Source organism: Streptomyces sp. NPDC021224, from assembly GCF_044332905.1.
GTDB lineage: Bacteria > Actinomycetota > Actinomycetes > Streptomycetales > Streptomycetaceae > Actinacidiphila.
Window position 1 is genome coordinate 85,200 of sequence record NZ_JBIRPW010000002.1, and the last position, 17,327, is coordinate 102,526.

The 17,327-nt window shown below is 71.8% G+C and carries 12 protein-coding genes, 1 tRNA gene and 1 pseudogene; 10 read left to right on the forward strand and 4 right to left on the reverse strand.

The features are described from left to right. The first annotated feature begins 471 nt into the window (after positions 1-471). From ACH4PY_RS05495 to ACH4PY_RS05520, 6 genes are all read left to right on the forward strand, one after another. The gene (locus ACH4PY_RS05495) at positions 472-1,665 is read left to right on the forward strand and encodes a DNA polymerase III subunit delta' (protein WP_398176240.1); all 1,194 of its coding nucleotides are present in this window, start codon (positions 472-474) and stop codon (positions 1,663-1,665) included. A 302-nt stretch (positions 1,666-1,967) separates the two neighbouring features. Further along, positions 1,968-3,038 carry a hypothetical protein gene (locus ACH4PY_RS05500; RefSeq protein WP_398176242.1) on the forward strand — a complete coding sequence of 357 codons (1,071 nt, stop codon included), beginning with the start codon at positions 1,968-1,970 and terminating at the stop codon, positions 3,036-3,038. 139 nt (positions 3,039-3,177) lie between these two features. Continuing rightward, on the forward strand, positions 3,178-4,827 hold the full coding sequence (locus tag ACH4PY_RS05505) for an alpha/beta hydrolase (RefSeq protein ID WP_398176244.1): 1,650 nt from the start codon (positions 3,178-3,180) through the stop codon (positions 4,825-4,827). 91 nt (positions 4,828-4,918) lie between these two features. Further along, positions 4,919-4,995, forward strand: a tRNA-Thr gene (locus ACH4PY_RS05510). A 156-nt stretch (positions 4,996-5,151) separates the two neighbouring features. Beyond that, on the forward strand, positions 5,152-5,805 hold the full coding sequence (locus ACH4PY_RS05515; protein WP_398176246.1) for a hypothetical protein: 654 nt from the start codon (positions 5,152-5,154) through the stop codon (positions 5,803-5,805). A gap of 460 nt (positions 5,806-6,265) precedes the next feature. Then, the gene (locus tag ACH4PY_RS05520) at positions 6,266-9,712 is read left to right on the forward strand and encodes a discoidin domain-containing protein (RefSeq protein ID WP_398176248.1); all 3,447 of its coding nucleotides are present in this window, start codon (positions 6,266-6,268) and stop codon (positions 9,710-9,712) included. A 360-nt stretch (positions 9,713-10,072) separates the two neighbouring features. Here the strand turns inward: ACH4PY_RS05520 and ACH4PY_RS05525 are convergent, their stop codons facing one another. Then, on the reverse strand, positions 10,073-10,486 hold the full coding sequence (locus tag ACH4PY_RS05525; RefSeq protein WP_398176250.1) for an arsenate reductase ArsC: 414 nt from the start codon (positions 10,484-10,486) through the stop codon (positions 10,073-10,075). Between the two features lie 92 nt (positions 10,487-10,578). On the opposite strand from ACH4PY_RS05525, the gene ACH4PY_RS05530 reads away from it, so the two are divergent. Together ACH4PY_RS05530 and arsB are read left to right on the forward strand one after the other, a co-directional pair. Continuing rightward, on the forward strand, positions 10,579-10,887 hold the full coding sequence (locus ACH4PY_RS05530) for an ArsR/SmtB family transcription factor (protein ID WP_398176252.1): 309 nt from the start codon (positions 10,579-10,581) through the stop codon (positions 10,885-10,887). Continuing rightward, entirely contained in the window at positions 10,884-11,999 is a 1,116-nt protein-coding gene (gene arsB / locus ACH4PY_RS05535; protein ID WP_398176254.1) for an ACR3 family arsenite efflux transporter, read from the forward strand. The genes ACH4PY_RS05530 and arsB overlap by 4 nt, the downstream gene beginning before the upstream one ends. A gap of 103 nt (positions 12,000-12,102) precedes the next feature. Here the strand turns inward: arsB and ACH4PY_RS05540 are convergent, their stop codons facing one another. Together ACH4PY_RS05540 and ACH4PY_RS05545 are read right to left on the reverse strand one after the other, a co-directional pair. Then, positions 12,103-12,459 (reverse strand): ArsR/SmtB family transcription factor, encoded by a 357-nt coding sequence (locus tag ACH4PY_RS05540; RefSeq protein ID WP_398176256.1) that lies wholly within the window; start codon positions 12,457-12,459, stop codon positions 12,103-12,105. Positions 12,460-12,483: 24 nt separating this feature from the next. After that, positions 12,484-12,624, reverse strand: a complete 141-nt coding sequence (locus ACH4PY_RS05545) for a hypothetical protein (protein WP_398176258.1) — start codon at positions 12,622-12,624, stop codon at positions 12,484-12,486. A 104-nt stretch (positions 12,625-12,728) separates the two neighbouring features. On the opposite strand from ACH4PY_RS05545, the gene ACH4PY_RS05550 reads away from it, so the two are divergent. Continuing rightward, complete coding sequence (locus ACH4PY_RS05550) at positions 12,729-14,093, forward strand: FAD-dependent oxidoreductase (RefSeq protein ID WP_398177552.1); 1,365 nt, start codon at positions 12,729-12,731, stop codon at positions 14,091-14,093. A 29-nt stretch (positions 14,094-14,122) separates the two neighbouring features. Further along, a pseudogene (locus ACH4PY_RS05555) lies at positions 14,123-14,621 on the forward strand (ArsI/CadI family heavy metal resistance metalloenzyme). Here the strand turns inward: ACH4PY_RS05555 and ACH4PY_RS05560 are convergent. Then, complete coding sequence (locus ACH4PY_RS05560; protein ID WP_398177555.1) at positions 14,587-16,878, reverse strand: xyloglucanase; 2,292 nt, start codon at positions 16,876-16,878, stop codon at positions 14,587-14,589. The pseudogene ACH4PY_RS05555 and the gene ACH4PY_RS05560 overlap by 35 nt on opposite strands. Positions 16,879-17,327: the final 449 nt, after the last annotated feature.

The window sequence follows — 17,327 nt, forward strand, 5'->3', positions numbered from 1 at the left end:
TGCGGGTAGTCGACCGGCCGAAGGGGGCAGTTGCTGTCGTTTCCGGGCCACCGGCCGGTGGTGGGTTGCTCGCGCAGTTCTCCCCCAGAGCTTCGCCTGGGAGGTGCCCCCACGCGCCCCTGGGGGTGCCCGGCGGGGCATCGCGCACCCGGTGCGCGGGTGGGTCGGGTGCCGCCACGGGGCACCTCCTCGGAATGCGCGTACGACCTCACCCGCACCCTCGACGGAGTCGATGCGCATTCCTGCGGGGGCACCCCGCACCGTCCCCCTCCCGGGGAGCGTCGGCGGCCGTCCGGCCGGTGGGGGCAGAGAAGGGCTCGCCCGGCGGGGCAACCGCACCCGCATCGTCCCCCTCCCGGGCAGGAGACGCGGCTGCAAGCCGGTGGGCGGAGGGCTTGCCCGGCAGGGCAGGGAGGCGGGGATGTCACAGGGATGGCGCAGAATGGACCGCGTCAGCGAAAGGAGTGCGCGGTGAGCGTGTGGGACGACGTGGTCGGGCAGCCCCATGTCGTGGCCGAGCTGGCCGCGGCCGCGGGGGATGCCGACGCCGTCGTCACCTCGGGTGCGGCGGGCTCGCGGATGACTCACGCGTGGCTCTTCACGGGGCCGCCCGGGTCGGGGCGGGCGACGGCCGCGCGGGCGTTCGCCGCGGCGCTGCAGTGTGTCAGCCCGGACCGGGCGCTGGGCGGCGCGCCCGGGTGCGGGTTCTGCGAGGGCTGCCACACGACGCTGGTCGGTACGCACGCGGACGTGGAGTTCGTCCGGACGGACCTGCTGTCGATCGGCGTCAAGGACACCCGTGACCTGGTGCGGCGGGCGTCGATGTCCCCGGCGGGGGGCCGCTGGCAGGTGATCGTCCTGGAGGACGCGGACCGGCTCACCGAGGGCGCGGGCAATGTGCTGCTGAAGGCGGTGGAGGAGCCGGCGCCGCGCACGGTGTGGCTGCTGTGCGCGCCGTCCGTCGAGGACGCGCTGCCGACCATCCGTTCGCGCTGCCGGCTGCTCACCTTGCGGACGCCGTCCGCCGAGGCGGTCGCGGATGTGCTGACGCGGCGCGACGGCATCGATCCGGGTCTTGCCGCGCAGGTGGCGCGGGCGACGCAGGGGCACATCGACCGGGCGCGGCGGCTCGCGACCGACGAGGCGGCCCGCGAGCGGCGGGCGGCCGTCCTGCGGCTGCCGTCGCGGGTCGGCGACATCGGGGGGTGTCTGCGGGCGGCGCAGGAGCTGGTGGACGCCGCGGCGGAGGACGCCAAGGCGGTCGCCGAGGAGGTGGACGCGAAGGAGACGGAGGAGCTGCGCGCGGCTCTGGGCGCGGCGGCCGGGACCGGCGGGCGGATGCCGCGGGGTACGGCCGGGGTGATGAAGGATCTCGCCGACCGGCAGAAGCGCCGCTCGACGCGTACGCAGCGCGACACCCTCGACCTCGCCCTCACCGACCTCGCGGGCTTCTACCGTGATGTCCTCGCCGTCCAGCTCGGTTCGGACGAGCGCATCGCCAATGTCGAGGTCGTGGACGGGATCCGCCGCCTGGCCGCGGATTCCCGTCCGGAGCAGAGCCTGCGCCGTATCGAGGCGGTGCTCGCCTGCCGCGAGGCCCTCGACCGTAACGTCGCTCCGCTGCTGGCCGTCGAGGCCATGACGCTCGCTCTCCGTACGGGCTGATCGGAGCCGGACCGCGGGCGACGCGGCGGCTGCCGGCCCGCACCTCCGTTGTGGGGCGTCTCCTCACGCGCGCACCGCGCCGGTGGACCGCCCCGCGCGGTCGCGCCGGCTCACCCCTCCTCCCGCTCGTCGGAAGCGGTCCCGGACCCCACCCCCGCGTGGTGGTTGTGCGGCGTTCGGGTGATCGCGGGGCGGAGTGCGTGACGCCAGCGGGGGCTGGGGCGGTGGGCGTTGCAAGGTGCAGGGAGGGGGCTGCCTGCCCGCCGTGGCCCCTGCGGGGGCGCCGTCCCGAGGGGGTTGCCGTGGCTGACGTCGTGTGGTCCGTGCTGGTCGTGCTCGCCGGGGCGGCGGCCGTGCTGCTCGGGCACCGGGCGGTACGGCACTGGTGGGCGGAGCGGGCCGGGCGGGCCTACGAGCTGCCCGTCGACCGCAACGGCACCGTCCTGCGCGCCGGGGCCGCGGGAGCCGCCGCGCTCCTGGCCGGAGTGCTGGCCCTTCCGCTGCTCGGCGGCGGAGCGGGAGGCGGGGGCGGAGCGGGCGGTGCGAGCGGAGCGGGCGGAAGCAGCGCGGCCCGGGTCAGCGCCGACGGCGGCAAGGCGTCCGGCGCGCCCGTGCCCGCGGCCCCGTCGCGTACCCCTCAGCCCGCACCGCCGCCGCCGGCGATGCGCACCCTCGGCTATCCGGCGGGCGGCACCCTCGACGTGCTGGCGGACGGCACCCGCGTGTGGCTGCCCCCGTGGTACGCGGCGCCGCAGGGCGTACGGGTCGCCTTCCCGGTGGCCGTCGCGCATCTGCCCGCGGCGCGGGAGGCGGACCTCTTCGACGGCTTCGCCTTCGCCGCCCGGCGCGGGTTCGCCGACCCCTTCGTCCTCGTCCTGCCCGTGGACTGCGCCCACACGGGCGCCGCCCTCGCCGACGCCGGGCGGCACTTCCGCGTGCTGCCCGTGCGCGGCGGCACGGGCGTCATCGGCGTCGGTGCCGGTGCTCCCTGCGCCGTGAACGCAGCGCTTGCCACCACCGGCCGTTACGGCGCCGCCGCCGGTGTGTCCGGTCTGTACCCACCGCCTGCCACCTCGCCCTCCTCGTCGCGACCCGCACCGCCTCCCCTGCTGCTCGCTTCCGCCCCCGGCGAGACCGCGGCCCGTACCTCCGCGCAGCGGCTGCGCGCCGCCCTCCACCCGCGCGGGACCGACGACGTACGCCTCCTCGACGGCGTGCCCGCGCGCCGCGAGCTCTTCGCCCAGATCGCCGGCTATCTCACGGAGAAGCTCGACGGCCCCGCCGCGACCACCCGGACCCCGCCCGTCACCGTCCCCTCGCCCCCTTCGCTCTCCCCGCCCTCCGCCGGCCCCCACAACAGCCCCACCCGCTGACTACCCACGCCACACCGGCCCGCAATCCAGCAAACCATCGCAAAAAGCGCATTCACCCGTGAGAGGGACACCTCGCGGAGCGCCTGCGGCGGACCCCCGCTACGCTCGCAATCATCCGACGGGAGGACCTGAGCCGCCGATGCACCTCACGCGCCTGCTCCGCCTCCCGGCCGCCGCGCTCGCGGCGGCCGGGCTGCTGCTGTCCACATGCTCGGCGTGCTCCGGCGACGGCCACCCGGCCGCCTCCGCGTCCGCCGCGGCCTCCTCCCCGTCGCCCGGGACGGCCGCGCCCACCGCCGGATCCGGCGCGGGCACCGCGACCGGCGCGGGCGCGCAGCCCGCCACCGAGGCGACGCTCAGCCCCCTCCCGGCCGCGACACCCGCGAACCTGAAGCCGTACTACCAGCAGAAGCTCGCCTGGCACTCCTGCGGTGTCCCGGGCTTCGACTGCGCCACCATGCGCGTCCCGCTGGACTACGCGCACCCCTCCGCCAAGTCCGACCTGGAACTCGCCGTCGCCCGCAAGAAGGCCACCGGCCCCGGCAAGCGGCTCGGCTCACTGCTGGTCAACCCGGGCGGTCCGGGCGGCTCGGCCATCGACTACATGCAGTACGCGGCCCTCGGCTACCCCGCCGCCGTCACCGACCGCTACGACATGGCGGCCGTCGACCCGCGCGGTGTGGCCCGCAGCGAGCCGGTGAAATGCCTGACCGACAAGCAGATGGACGCCTACACGGCCGTCGACACCACCCCCGACGACGCCGCCGAGCAGGGCAAACTCGCCACCGCCGACCGCGGGTTCGCCGCGGGTTGCAAGAAGATGTCCGCCGCGCTGCTCGGGCACGTCTCCACCGTCGAGTCCGCGCGCGACATGGACGTCCTGCGCCAGCTGCTCGGCGACGCCAAGCTCAACTACGTCGGCAAGTCGTACGGCACCTTCCTCGGCGCCACCTACGCGGGCCTCTTCCCGCAGCGCGTCGGCCGCCTCGTCCTGGACGGCGCCATGGACCCCTCCGTGGACGCCCTGGAGAGCAGCCGCACCCAGGCCGGCGGCTTCGAGACCGCCTTCGACGCCTTCGCCGCCGACTGCGTCAAGCGCTCCGACTGCCCGCTCGGCCGCACCTCCACCGCCGACGCCGGCAAGCACCTCGACGCCCTCTTCGCCGCCCTCGACAAGCACCCGCTCCCCACCGGCACCTCCCGCCCCCTCACCGAGGCGCTCGGCACCACGGGCGTGATCGCCGCGATGTACGACCAGGAGGCCTGGCCCTCCCTGCGCGGCGCCCTGATCAGCGCGAACAAGGGCGACGGCGCACCGCTGCTCAAGCTGTCCGACGGCTACTACGAGCGGGACGACACCGGTAAGTACAGCAACCTGATGTACGCCAACGCCGCCGTGAACTGCCTCGACCTCCCCCCGGCCTTCCGCTCCCCGGCCGACGTCGACAAGGCGGTGGCGTCCTTCCGCGCCGCCTCCCCGCACTTCGGCAAGACCCTGGCCTGGTCCTCCCTGGTCTGCGGCTACTGGCCCCTCCCGGCCACCGGCCACCCCGAGCGCATCCCCGCCAAGGGCGCCGCCCCGATCCTCGTCGTCGGCACGATCCGCGACCCGGCCACCCCCTACGCCTGGGCCCAGTCCCTCGCCTCCCAGCTCACCTCCGGCACCCTCCTCACCTACGACGGCGACGGCCACACCGCCTACGCCCGCGGCTCCACCTGCATCGACTCCGCGGTCAACGCCTACCTCCTGTCCGGCACCGTCCCCCCCGCCCACAAGAAGTGCACCTGACCAGCCCCTCCACCCGGTCACGACCACCCCCCGGAACCCTGTAGACTTTCCCCCGCTGCGCCTGCCAACCTTGGCCCTACGCGCGCAGCACGCCGCCTTAGCTCAGTTGGCCAGAGCAACGCACTCGTAATGCGTAGGTCTCGGGTTCGAATCCCGAAGGCGGCTCCACGAAACCCTAGGTCACATAGCCCGTGACCTGGGGTTTTTGCTTTTCCTCCGAGTCCGGTCGCCCTGGACGCGGCAGCGACGACCTTCGCCGGCGGCCAGTCCCGTCCCGATGGGATCGCCGACACCCTCGGCGACGCGCTGCGGGATGCGGCGGGCATGGCCGGCGACGACACGTACGGCAAGCAGTTCGCGCAGCACTACGACCCGGCGGCCAAGGCGCTCTTCCGGACGATCTCCCCGGCCGTGCGGGCCATCGGGCAGTCCGCGAACGGCCTGGTGCGCACCGCGAACCACTGCCTCAAGGCCGACCGCCGCTCCTGTCCGAAGGCGGGTAAGAGCGCACCGAAGCTCTTCGGCCGGCCCGACGTCGTCGACGACATCACCTACCCCGACCCGCCGACCGCGATCCGCTCCGGCAGCAACCACTGGCCCCCGCCGCTGCACAAGTACTGGGGCCGGCAGCTTGAGCTTCCCGCCGCGTGCCGAGGCCGGCCCGGGGCGCCCGGACGGTGGGTACGTCGGCCGCAACTCGGGGTCCGTAGTGGCGGCCTGCCGCTGGGGTCACCCACCCCTGCACCAGACCCGACAGACCGATCCAGAGCTTCGAACGAGAGAACCTGCTGGAGTCGACGAGCGGTCGACTACGGCCAGGTCGCCAGCGCTCTGTGCCGCTGCCTCTCCGGCGGACGGACATGGCTCTGCTGGTCAGGGCTTCGTCAGGTCCCGGTCATCGTGTTCACCGGCACCGCTCCAGCGGGCCCGCCGTCCCCTGGGCCAACTCGTCGGCACTCGCGGCGTCACATCTCTTGACACAGCGTTGTCCTCGGGCCCACGATCGCGCAGCGGCTTTGGGAGAGCGCTCTCCTTGAGCGCCCGTCCATGCCCCACTCCTCCGTCAGGAGAGTCGATGGGAACGCCGATGTCCCGTGCCGGCGCGCCGGCCGTGGCCGCACCGACATCGCTCCTGCGTGCCGCGGTCGGCGGTGTCACGACCCGGACCCCGGACGACGGCGCGACCTGGACCGATGTCCACTCCGCGAGAACCGGGACCGGTGGCGCCCAGACGCTTCCCGTAAACGCTTCCGGGCGTCATGCCCGCATGTACGGCACCCGGCGGGACAGCGGGTAGCTGCTCATGACGCCCAGCGGCCGGGCAGGCCGCCTCCACTGAGCGGACGCCGGACCCCCCACCCCGACCAGCAGCAGCCATAGGAGAGCCGTGTACACACGAACGCAAGGCCGCCCCCACCATCCTCCGGGGTTCGCTCCCGTGCCCCGTAAGACCGGCAGAACCCTCTGGACGGCGGCTCTCGCCGTCCTGGCGCTGATCACCGCCCTGCTCGCCTCCGGCGCGACCACCGCGAACGCGGCCCCCACGCTGCTCTCGCAGGGCAAGGCCGTCACCGCCTCCTCCGTGAACGGCGGCAACGCCGCCGCCAACGCGGTCGACGGCAACACCGGCACCCGCTGGGAGAGCGCCTGGAGCGACCCGCAGTGGCTGCAGGTGGACCTGGGCTCGACCGCGACGATCAGTCAGATCGTGCTTCAGTGGGAGACCGCCTACGCCAAGGCGTACCAGATCCAGGTCTCGACCGACGGGTCGACCTGGACCCCGGTCTACTCGACCACCACCGGTCCTGGCGGGACCGAGACCCTGAACGTCAGCGGGACCGGCCGCTACGTGCGGATGTACGGCACCGCGCGCAACACCGGCTACGGCTACTCCCTCTGGGAGTTCCAGGTCTTCGGCGCCTCGGGGACCGGTGGCGGCGGCACGACCTGCGGCACGCAGAACGCGGCGCTGAACCAGCCGGCGACCGCCTCCTCCACCGAGAACGCCGGCACCCCCGCCGCCGCGGCGGTCGACGGCAACAACGGCACCCGCTGGTCGAGCGCCGCCGCCGACCCGCAGTGGCTCGACGTCGACCTGGGCTCCACACTGACGATCTGTAAAGCCACCCTCAGTTGGGAGGCCGCCTACGCCACCGCGTTCCAGCTCCAGACCTCGACCGACAACACCAACTGGACCACGATCTACTCCACCACCGCCGGAACCGGTGGCACCCAGACCCTCAACGTCACGGGAACCGGCCGCTACGTGCGGATGTACGGCACGGCCCGGGCCACCGGCTACGGCTACTCGCTGTGGGAGTTCCAGGTCTTCACCGGCGGAACGGGCGGAACGGGTGGAACGGGTGGAACGGGTGGAACCGGCGGCGGCACACCGCCGCCCACCGGCGATTGCGGCACCACCAACGCGGCCCTCGGCCACCCCGCCACGGCCTCGTCGACACAGGACGACAACCCGGCCTACGACCCGTTCTACGCCACCGACGGCAGCACCCTGACCCGCTGGTCGAGTGCGATATCCGATCCGCAGTGGATCATGGTGGACCTCGGCGGCAGCCTGCCGGTGTGTCAGGTGGTGCTCCAGTGGGAGAACGCCTACGCCTCCGGATTCCAGCTCCAGACCTCGACCGACAAGACCAACTGGACCACGATCTACTCCACCACCACCGGAACCGGCGGCACCCAGACCGTCAACGTCACGGGAACCGGCCGCTACGTGCGGATGTACGGCACGGCCCGGGCCACCGGCTACGGCTACTCGCTGTGGGAGTTCGCCGTCCGCACGGTCGGGAACCAGACGGTCACCATCCCGCCGCCCCCGTCTCAGCCCGCCCCGGGCAACTGCCCCTGGATCAACAAGCCCAACGTGGCCGTCTCGACCCGCGTCGCCCAGCTGATGGGCGCGATGACGCAGGACCAGAAGGCCGGGATGCTGCACGGCGACGGTTCGAGCGTCTACATCGGGCAGATCGCCGGGCAGCCCTCGCTCTGCATCCCGGACGTCAACCTGGAGGACGGGCCGACCGGCGTGGGCGACGGCCTCGGGGGCGTCACTCAGTTCCCCGACGGCGAGACCTCCGCGGCCACCTTCGACCCCGCCTACGAGCACGACTTCGGCGTTGCAGTGGGCCAGGAGTTCGCCGGCAAGGGCGTCAACGTCTCGCTCGGCCCGACGATCAACATGGTGCGCGACCCGCGCTGGGGCCGGTCCTACGAGACCTTCGGCGAGGATCCGTACCTCACCGGCGAGATCGTCAGCGCCGACGTGCAGGGCATGCAGAGCCAGGGCGTGATGGCCATGGTCAAGCACGCGGCCGCGTACAACATCGAGCAGCCGTCGGCGCCCGGAAACGAGGTCGTGGACAGCCGCACCCTGCAGGAGATCTACCTGCCCGGCTTCCAGACCGCCATCGAGAAGGGCGGCGCGGCGGCGCTGATGTGCGGATACAGCATGGTGAACGGCGCCTATTCCTGCCAGAACCCGCAGATCGAGAACGTGCCGATGTACCAGCAGGCCGGGTTCCAGGGCTTCATCTGCTCGGACTGGGGCGGCATCCACTCCACCGCGCCGTCGGCCAACGCCGGCGAGACGATCGAGATGCCGTTCGGCGGGTTCTTCGGAGCCAACCTGGAGCAGGCCGTCGCCGCGGGCCAGGTCACCCAGGCCACCTTCGACACCATGGTGTCCAGGGTGCTGACCCAGATGTTCCGCTTCGGCATGTTCGACAAGGCGCCCAGCGGCTCCACCACCGCCATCGTGGCCACTCCCGCACACCGCGCGGTCGCGCTGCGCGGTGACGAGGAGGGCTCCGTCCTGTTGAAGAACAACGGCGTGCTGCCGCTCGACCCGAACGGCAGCGAGTCCGTCGCGGTCATCGGCACCAACGCCGGCGCCGGCGTGATCACCGCCGGCGGCGGCAGTGGCACCAGCACCAGCACCGGCACCTACAACCCGCTGTACGGGATCCAGCAGCGCACCGCCGGCACCAACGTCAAGGTCGCCTACGACGACGGGACCAACCAGAGCAGCGCGGCCGCGCTGGCGAAGTCCTCGAACGTCGCGATCGTCTTCGCGGCCGACAACTACGGCCACGAGGAGTCCGACAACCCCACGCTCAACCTGCCGAACAACCAGGACGCGCTGATCTCCGCGGTCGCGGCGGCGAACCCGAACACGATCGTGGTGCTCAGCGACAACTCGGCGATCATGATGCCGTGGCTGAACCAGGTCGCGGGCGTGTTCGAGACCTTCTACCAGGGCCAGGAGTTCGGCCAGGCAATCGCTGAGCTGCTGTTCGGCGACGTGAACCCGTCCGGGCACCTTCCGATCACCTTCCCGGCCTCGCTCGCGCAGGTGCCGGCGAACACGGCCGCGCAGTGGCCGGGCGTCAACGGCACCGTGCAGTACTCGGAAGGGCTGAAGATCGGATACCGCTGGTACGACGCGAACAACGTCACGCCGCTGTTCCCGTTCGGCTTCGGTCTGTCCTACACCAACTTCTCGTTCAGCAACCTCAAGGTCGGGGCGCTGAGCGGCGGTCAGGCAACGGTGACGGCCACCGTCACCAACACCGGAAGCCGGGCCGGGACCGAGGTGGCCCAGTTGTACGTCGGCGATCCGGCCTCGGCCGGCGAGCCACCGCACCAGCTCAAGGGCTTCCAGCGGATCACGCTGAACCCCGGCGCGTCCGGCACGGTCACGTTCACGGTGACCGCGCACGACCTCGCGCACTGGGACACCGCGTCGAGCAACTGGATCGCCTCGGCGGGCAATTACCAGATCCTGGTCGGCAACAGCTCGCGTAACCTGCCGCTGACCGGCAGCCTCAACAACCCGAGCGACGTCACGGCCAACGCCATGGACTGATCCGGGATCGCCCCTGAGGGGCGTGAGGTCCCGCTGCCCGGCCACGGCAGCGGAACCTCACGCCCCTCTCGCGCGTCACGGCGCTGCGCGCTCTCCCGAGGGCCGTCATGGGCCCGGGGAGGTGACGTCCACCAGGACTTCGCCGACCGCGCAGGTTCGCCATCAGGTCGGGGCCGTCGACGCCGTCCGGGAAGCCCGGGAAGTTCTCGGCCTCGGTCGTCGTGGTCAGGGAGTCGCCGACGACGATCGAGCTGCCGAACAGCGGGGGCTTGAGCTGGGCGCGGGCGGTGTGGAGAGCGGCGGTGCAGTCGGCCGGGCCCGGGCCTGTGACGATGACCTCGCGCACGTCGCCGGTGGTGCTCATACGGCGGGCTCCGGGGCGATCTCCGCGATCAGGCCCTCGATGAGGCCCTTGATCGCGTCCCGGATGGGCCGTACGGCCTCGACACCCTGACCGGCGGGGTCGTCGAGTTTCCAGTCGAGGTAGCGCTTGCCGGGGAAAACGGGGCAGGCGTCGCCGCAGCCCATGGTGATGCACACGTCCGACGCGCGGACCGCCTCGACCGTCAGCACCTTCGGCGTCTGGGCGGAGATGTCGATGCCGACCTCGTTCATCGCCTCGACGACGGCGGGGTTGACCTGGTCGGCCGGGGTGGAGCCGGCGGAGCGGACCTCGACGCGGTCCCCGGCCAGGTGGGTCAGCCACGCGGCGGCCATCTGGGAGCGGCCGGCGTTGTGGACACAGACGAACAGCACGGACGGCTTGTCGGACATGTTCGAGGCTCTCTGATCGAAATGACATATCAAGCACGGTTAACATCAGCTCCCGGTGACGTCAGTCACCGCTGATGTGAGATTATCAGTCCATGATGACGTCAGTCGACACTGAACTGATCCGCGTTCTCGCGGACCCGCTCAGGCTCCGGATCGTGACCCTGCTGTCCCGCGAGACGCTGTGCACCACTCACCTCGTGGAGGAGACGGGCGCCCGGCAGACCAACCTCTCCAACCATCTGAAGGTGCTGCGCGAGGCCGGCGTGGTGGAGACCGAGCCGTGCGGCCGGTTCACGTACTACAAGCTCCGCCCGGATGTCATCGAAAGCCTCGCGGCGTCCTTCGCCGAGCTCGCCGTCACGGCACGCGCCACCGCCGACACGAAAAGGGCCTGCCCGTGACCCGCACCGAAGCGCCCGCGCCCGTCGAGGAGCCCTCGATCGTCGCGAACCTCTCCACCCTGGACCGCTTCCTGGCCGTCTGGATCCTGATCGCCATGGGCGTCGGCATCGGCCTGGGCCGCGCCATCCCCAGCCTCGACAGCGGTCTGGCCGAGCTCGACGTCGGCGGCATCTCCCTGCCGATCGCCCTCGGCCTGCTGATCATGATGTACCCGGTCCTGGCCAAGGTCCGGTACGACAGGCTCGACACGGTGACCGGCGACCGCAGGTTGCTGGTCACCTCTCTGCTGATCAACTGGATCGTCGGCCCCGCGGTGATGTTCACCCTGGCCTGGGTGTTCCTGTCCGACCTGCCCGCCTACCGCACCGGCCTGATCATCGTCGGCCTGGCCCGCTGCATTGCCATGGTGATCATCTGGAACGACCTCGCGTGCGGCGACCGCGAGGCCGCCGCCGTCCTGGTCGCCCTGAACTCCGTCTTCCAGGTTGTCGCCTTCGGCCTGCTCGGCTGGTTCTACCTGGACCTGCTGCCCAAGTGGCTCGGCCTCGGCAACGGCGAGCATCTGCACATCTCCGTCGGCAGAATCGCCCTGAACGTCGTCGTCTTCCTCGGCATCCCGCTGGTCGCTGGGTTCCTGACCCGCCGTATCGGCGAGCAGAGGATGGGCCGTGACGCCTACGAGGCCAAGGTGCTGCCGCGGATCGGTCCCTGGGCGCTGTACGGGCTGCTGTTCACGATCATCGTCCTGTTCGCGCTGCAGGGAAGGACGATCACCCACCAGCCCGGCGACGTCGCGCGCATCGCCCTGCCGCTGCTGGCATACTTCGCGATCATGTGGTTCGGCACGTTCGCGCTCGGCAAGGGCGTCGGCCTGCCCTACGACCGCACCGCGACACTGGCGTTCACCGCGGCCGGAAACAACTTCGAACTCGCCATCGCCGTCGCCATCGGAACCTTCGGCGTCACCAGCGGCCAGGCCCTGTCCGGCGTGGTCGGCCCCCTCATCGAGGTTCCCGTGCTCATCGCTCTGGTGTACGTCTCCCTCGCCTGGCGCGGACGCTTCGCCGGCCCGGCGTCGCAGCCTGCCGGGCAGGCCGAGTCGGTGGCGTGACCCGGCGCGCCGACGTGGTGATCGTCGGCGGCGGCAACTCCGGTCCCCCTGAGACGGTCGGACTCCCACCGCGGCATGCTGTATCGCTCAGCCCGGGCAGGGGTCAGTGTCCGGCGGTCAGCAGGTTCCCCATAGCGGCCAGCACGGAGGGGGCGACCTTGTAGTAGACCCAGGTGCCGCGGCGCTCGGAGGTGAGCAGGCCGGCCTCGCGGAGCTTCTTCAGGTGGTGGGAGACGGTCGGCTGCGAGACGCCCACGTCGGAGATGTCGCATACGCACGCCTCGCCGCCCGCGTGCGAGGCCACCAGGGAGAACAGCCGCAGCCGTACCGGGTCGCCGAGCGCCTTGAACATCACGGCTGTCCGCTCGGCCTCTTCCGCCGTCAGCGGGCGCTCGGTCAGCGGCGGGCAGCACGGCGCGACGTCCGGTTCGAGTACGGGCAGCAGCTCGGCGTTCGACATACTTCTATGTTGACACATGTCGAATCAATGCGTGCCGTCCAGGCGGTTGCGCAGCACCCGGGCGACGCGTCGGGTGTCCCGGCCGACGCAGCGCAGCTCGTGCGCTGCCGCGAGCCCCGCCTGGTCGCCTCCGGTGACTGCCGCGTCCAGTTGCTCCGTGATCAACTCCCTGATTTCGATAACTGTCTAAGTTGACGCTTGTCTAATCAGTTGCCATGCTGGCAGCACGAGCCATCGACGAAGGTCGAATCAGCAAGCAGAGGGGAAGTATCGTGAGTCCGTCCACACCCGCCCTGCCCATCGTGGTGATCGGGGCCGGCCCCGCTGGTCTTGCCGCAGCCGCCCACCTGGTCGAACGCGGCCAGGACGTCGTGGTCCTCGAAGGTGGAAGCCGCGCGGCGGCCGCGGTACGGGCCTGGGGTCACGTGCGGCTGTTCTCGACCTGGGCCGAGCTGACCGACCCCGCCGCCGAGAAGCTGCTCGCCCCCACCGGATGGGTGAAGCCGGACGCGGGCACGTACCCGACCGGCGCCGACTGGGCCGAGCGGTACCTCCAGCCGCTCGCCGACGTCCTTGGCGACGCCGTGCGCTACGGCGCCACCGTCACCGGCGTCTCCCGCCTCGGCCGCGACCGCGTCGTGGACGCCGACCGCGACACCCAGCCCTTCACGGTCGACCACACCACCCCCGACGGCCGCGAGCAGCGCGTCCTGGCCCACGCGGTGATCGACGCCTCCGGCACCTGGAACCAGCCCTCCCCCGCTGGCGCCAACGGCCTGCCCGCGCTGGGTGAGCGCGCCGCGGCCGACCGCATCTCCTACCGCGTCCCGGACCTGGGCGACCCGGCCGTACGAGCCCGGTACGCAGGCAAGCGCACCGCCGTGATCGGCTCGGGAGCCTCCGCCTTCACCGCCCTCGCCTCGCTCGCCGACCTGGCCGAGGGCGCTCCCGGGACCCACAGCACCTGGATCCTGCGCCGCGGCATCAGCGGCTCCACCTTCGGCGGCGGCACCGCCGACCAGCTCCCCGCCCGCGGCGCCCTCGGCCTGGCGGCGAAGGCCGCGGTCGACGACGGCCAGGCCGACGCCGTCACCGGCTTCCGCACAGCCGCCATCGAGTGCGACGGCGAGCAGCTGGTCCTGGTCGGTGACGACGGACGCCGCCTCGACCCGGTCGACGAGATCATCGTGCTCACCGGACTGCGCCCCGACCTGTCCTTCCTCGGCGAACTGCGCCTCGACCTCGACGGCCGCCTCCAGGCCCCGACCGCCCTCGCCGCGGAGATCGACCCCAACCTGCACTCCTGCGGCAGCGTCCGCCCCCACGGCCACCGTGAACTCGCACAGCCCGAGGCCGGTCTGTACCTGGTCGGCATGAAGTCCTACGGCCGAGCCCCGACCTTCCTGGCCATGACCGGCTACGAGCAGGCCCGCTCGGTGGCCGCCGCCATCGCGGGCGACCTCGACGCCGCCGACCGCGTCGAACTCACCCTCCCCGAAACGGGCGTCTGCGGCGGCTCCGGCCTCTTCGACGACCCCGCGGCCGCCGGGCAGAGCGGTGGCGGGTGCTGCACGCCCGCACCCCAACTCATCCAGCTCGGCGTCAGCGCGCCGGCTTCCGGCGGCTGCTGCTGATCCTCGTCCGCACGCAGCAGGAGGTCGTCATGTCCCGCGTCCAACTCGCGCTGCGCGTCCCCGACCTTGAGGCGTCCATCGGCCTTCCACTCCCGGCTCTTCGGCATCGAGCCCGCCGAGCTCCGTGACGGCTACGCCAACTCCGCCATCGCCGAACCCCCGCTGGAGCTGGTCCTGGTCCAGGGTGCCGACGGTGAGGACACCCGCATGGGCCACCTCGGGGTCGAGGTGGACACCACCGACGCCGTCAACGCCGCCATGACCCGACTCGCGGCGGAGGGCCTGGACACCGCCGTGGAGAACGACACAGCGTGCTGCTACGCCGTCCAGGACAAGGTCTGGGTGCACGGCCCCGGCGACGAGCCCTGGGAGGTCTACGTCGTCAAAGCCGACGCCGACACCCTCGCCGAACAGCGGGCCGGTACATGCTGTTCGGCGTCGGGCGACACCCGCCGATACGCGACAGGGTGTCGCCGGCGCGGCCGTCAGCTTGTCAGTGGTGGATGCGGGCGGGGTCGCCGTAGATGACACCTCGGCCGTATCCGCTGAGGTAGACGCGGCCGTACGTGTCGGGGTCCCCGGTGAGGACGTCCGGGGATCCGCCGTACTGGTGGCGGTCGTCGTTGATGCGGGTCCAGGTCTTCGCGGTGTCGTCGGAGCGGTAGACGCCGCGCTGTCCGCCGATCGTCGCGGCGGTGTACAGGGCGGGGTAGGTCCTCCCGGGTGCCGGCTTGCCGAAGCCGATGTTGTCTGCCTGGCCGACGGTGGTCACCCGGGCGAACGTCGCTCCGGAGTCGGTCGAGCGCCACAGTCCGTAGGAGGTCCAGGAGGCGCCGCCGGCCAGCCAGATGTCGCCCCCGTGTCCGGGTACGGCCTTGAAGCGCACGCCCCAGTTGGTGGCCGGCAGACCGGTGGCGGGGGAGGCGGTGAAGGTGGCGCCGCCGTCGGTGCTGACGTAGAAGGTGCCGTTGGAGTAGGCGTAGAAGGTCGTCGGATCGACCCGGTCGGAGGCCACGAGGGCGTTGGCCGGCACCCCGGTGGACGCGGTCCAGGTGCTGCCGAAGCCGGTCGAGAGGACCACCGGCACGCCCGCGTCGCCCGGCGCCCACAGGAAGCGGCTGCCGTCGGCCGCCGCGGCGATGCTGCCGCCGACGGTGACTCCCTCGGGCTCGCCGCCCTCGAACCAGGTGGTGCCCCCGTCGGTGGAGAACGCCGCGTGGCTGTCGCCGTTCCCGGAGTCGGCGAGGTATCCCGCCCGTACGAGGACCTTCGGGTTGAGCTGGGCGTAGTCGATGCCCGTCGTGGTGCTGAAGACCGGTGAGGTGAAGACCGTCGACGGTGCCGTGCCGAGGTCGTCGTGGCGGAAGCCCCCCACATCGCCCATGGCGCTGACCAGCGCTCCGCCCGGGGGCTTGACGAGGCCCTGGACCGCGCCTTCCTCCAGGCCCCGCACCACGGGTGTGATCTCGACGGTGCCGCCGGTGTCCCAGGCGGTCAGGTTGTTCGTGCCGGCGATGCCGGGGCCACCGTTGAACAGCATGTGGTCGGAGTCGAACGGGTCGATCTCCATCGCCGAGAGGGCTTGGCCGAGTTTGGGCACCAGTATCGGCGGGGCGGACTGCCCTCCCATGGTGTACCAGGGGGTGGCGGTGATGTCGAAGTGGTAGCGCAGGGTGCGGTCGGGCCAGGACCCCCAGTCCCAGATGCGTGTCCAGGAGGCGCCGGAGTCGGTGCTGCGGAAGATGTTCCCGTCCGGCCACCAGGAGACCTGTGTGCCCACCATGAGCGTGCCCGGGCGCTGCCGGTCGACGGTCAGGCCTGAGTAGCCGAAGTAGTCGTCGTCGCTCGACGAGGGCAGAGGGCTGATCCGCGTCCACGTATCCGCGGTGGCGTCGTACTTCCACACGTCGCCCTTGCCGCCGCCGAAGGGCCCGACGTCGTCGCTGGTGGCGATGTACAGCAGGCGGTTGTCCGGGTCCACGACTCCCTTGTGCGGCAAGTAGCCGGTCGGCGCGCCGGGCAGCGGGGCCCAGGTCGCGCCGCCGTCCGTGCTGCGGTACACCGGGTCGTCCCGGTCGGCGACCCCGACGTAGACGGTCTTCGTGAGGTGGCCCGGCCTTCCGGTGCTCTTGTCGAACGCCACCCACACCAGACCCGGGTCCTCCGCGGTGCCGGGTGTCCCCGGGTCGTCACCGGAGGTGGGGAAGCCGGTCACCTGTCCCCACGTCGCGCCGCCGTCGCTGCTGCGCCACAGGCCGTGTCCGCTGGGTGCGCCCAGATAGAGGACACGGTCGTCGTTCGGGTCGACCGCCAGCCGCTCGCCCATGCCGCGACCGTTCATGTTGCCGCCCAAGGTGAACGGAAGGACCGCGGTCTCCCAGGTGGCGCCCCTGTCGCACGAGCGCAGGACGGCACCGTTGTTGGGGTCCACACCGTTGGTGTACATCCCCACCGCGGCCCAGACCTTGGACGCGTGGGAAGGACTGGCGGCGATGGCCGCCACGCCCATGTAGCCCCAGTGGTCCCAGTCCACCCAGTCCAGCAGGGGCTGCCACGCCCCGGCGGCCTGATCCCGGCGGTACATGCCGCCGACATCGGTACGCGCGTAGGCCAGGTCCTTCTGTGCATGGCTGAAGACGATGCCCGTCACGAAACCCGTGCCGCCGATCCTGACGTTCCGGAAGCTGTACCGGTCCCAGCCGGGCTTCGCGTGGGGCGGCGTGACCGCTGAGGCCCGTGGATCCGCGGCAAGGCCAACTGCTGGGGCGCCCAGCGCCGCTGCCATCAACTGCCTGCGGGTCAATCCAGGGGTTGTCACGGTCTGGTGCTCCTCGCGTGTCGGGGTGTCGGCCAGCTCCTTCGGGCACGAACTCAAGGACGTTCGGAGGTGCGGAAGTTGCCACTCCCGGGTGGGAGCGCTCCCATATGCCACACCGTATGCAGTCTGCGAGGACCTCGACAAGACCCGTGACGCGCCCGCGGGGCGCGAGTCGACGTGCCGGGTTCGCGTCCGGCCCACTGCGGTCGACGACTCCTGCGGGCTCGCCGGGGCCGCGGTGGCAGGTGTTGACACCACGCACGGGCGAGGTGCAAGGTGCCGTCGTTGGTGTCGGGCCGACGGCCCGGCAATCTCCCCATCGGGAATGTTAGCGCTAACGTTTCCCCCTCCTCGCGCCGCCCTTGCCCACCCCCCACTGCAAGGAGAACCCGCGTGAACGCCCGAAGTCCGAACTC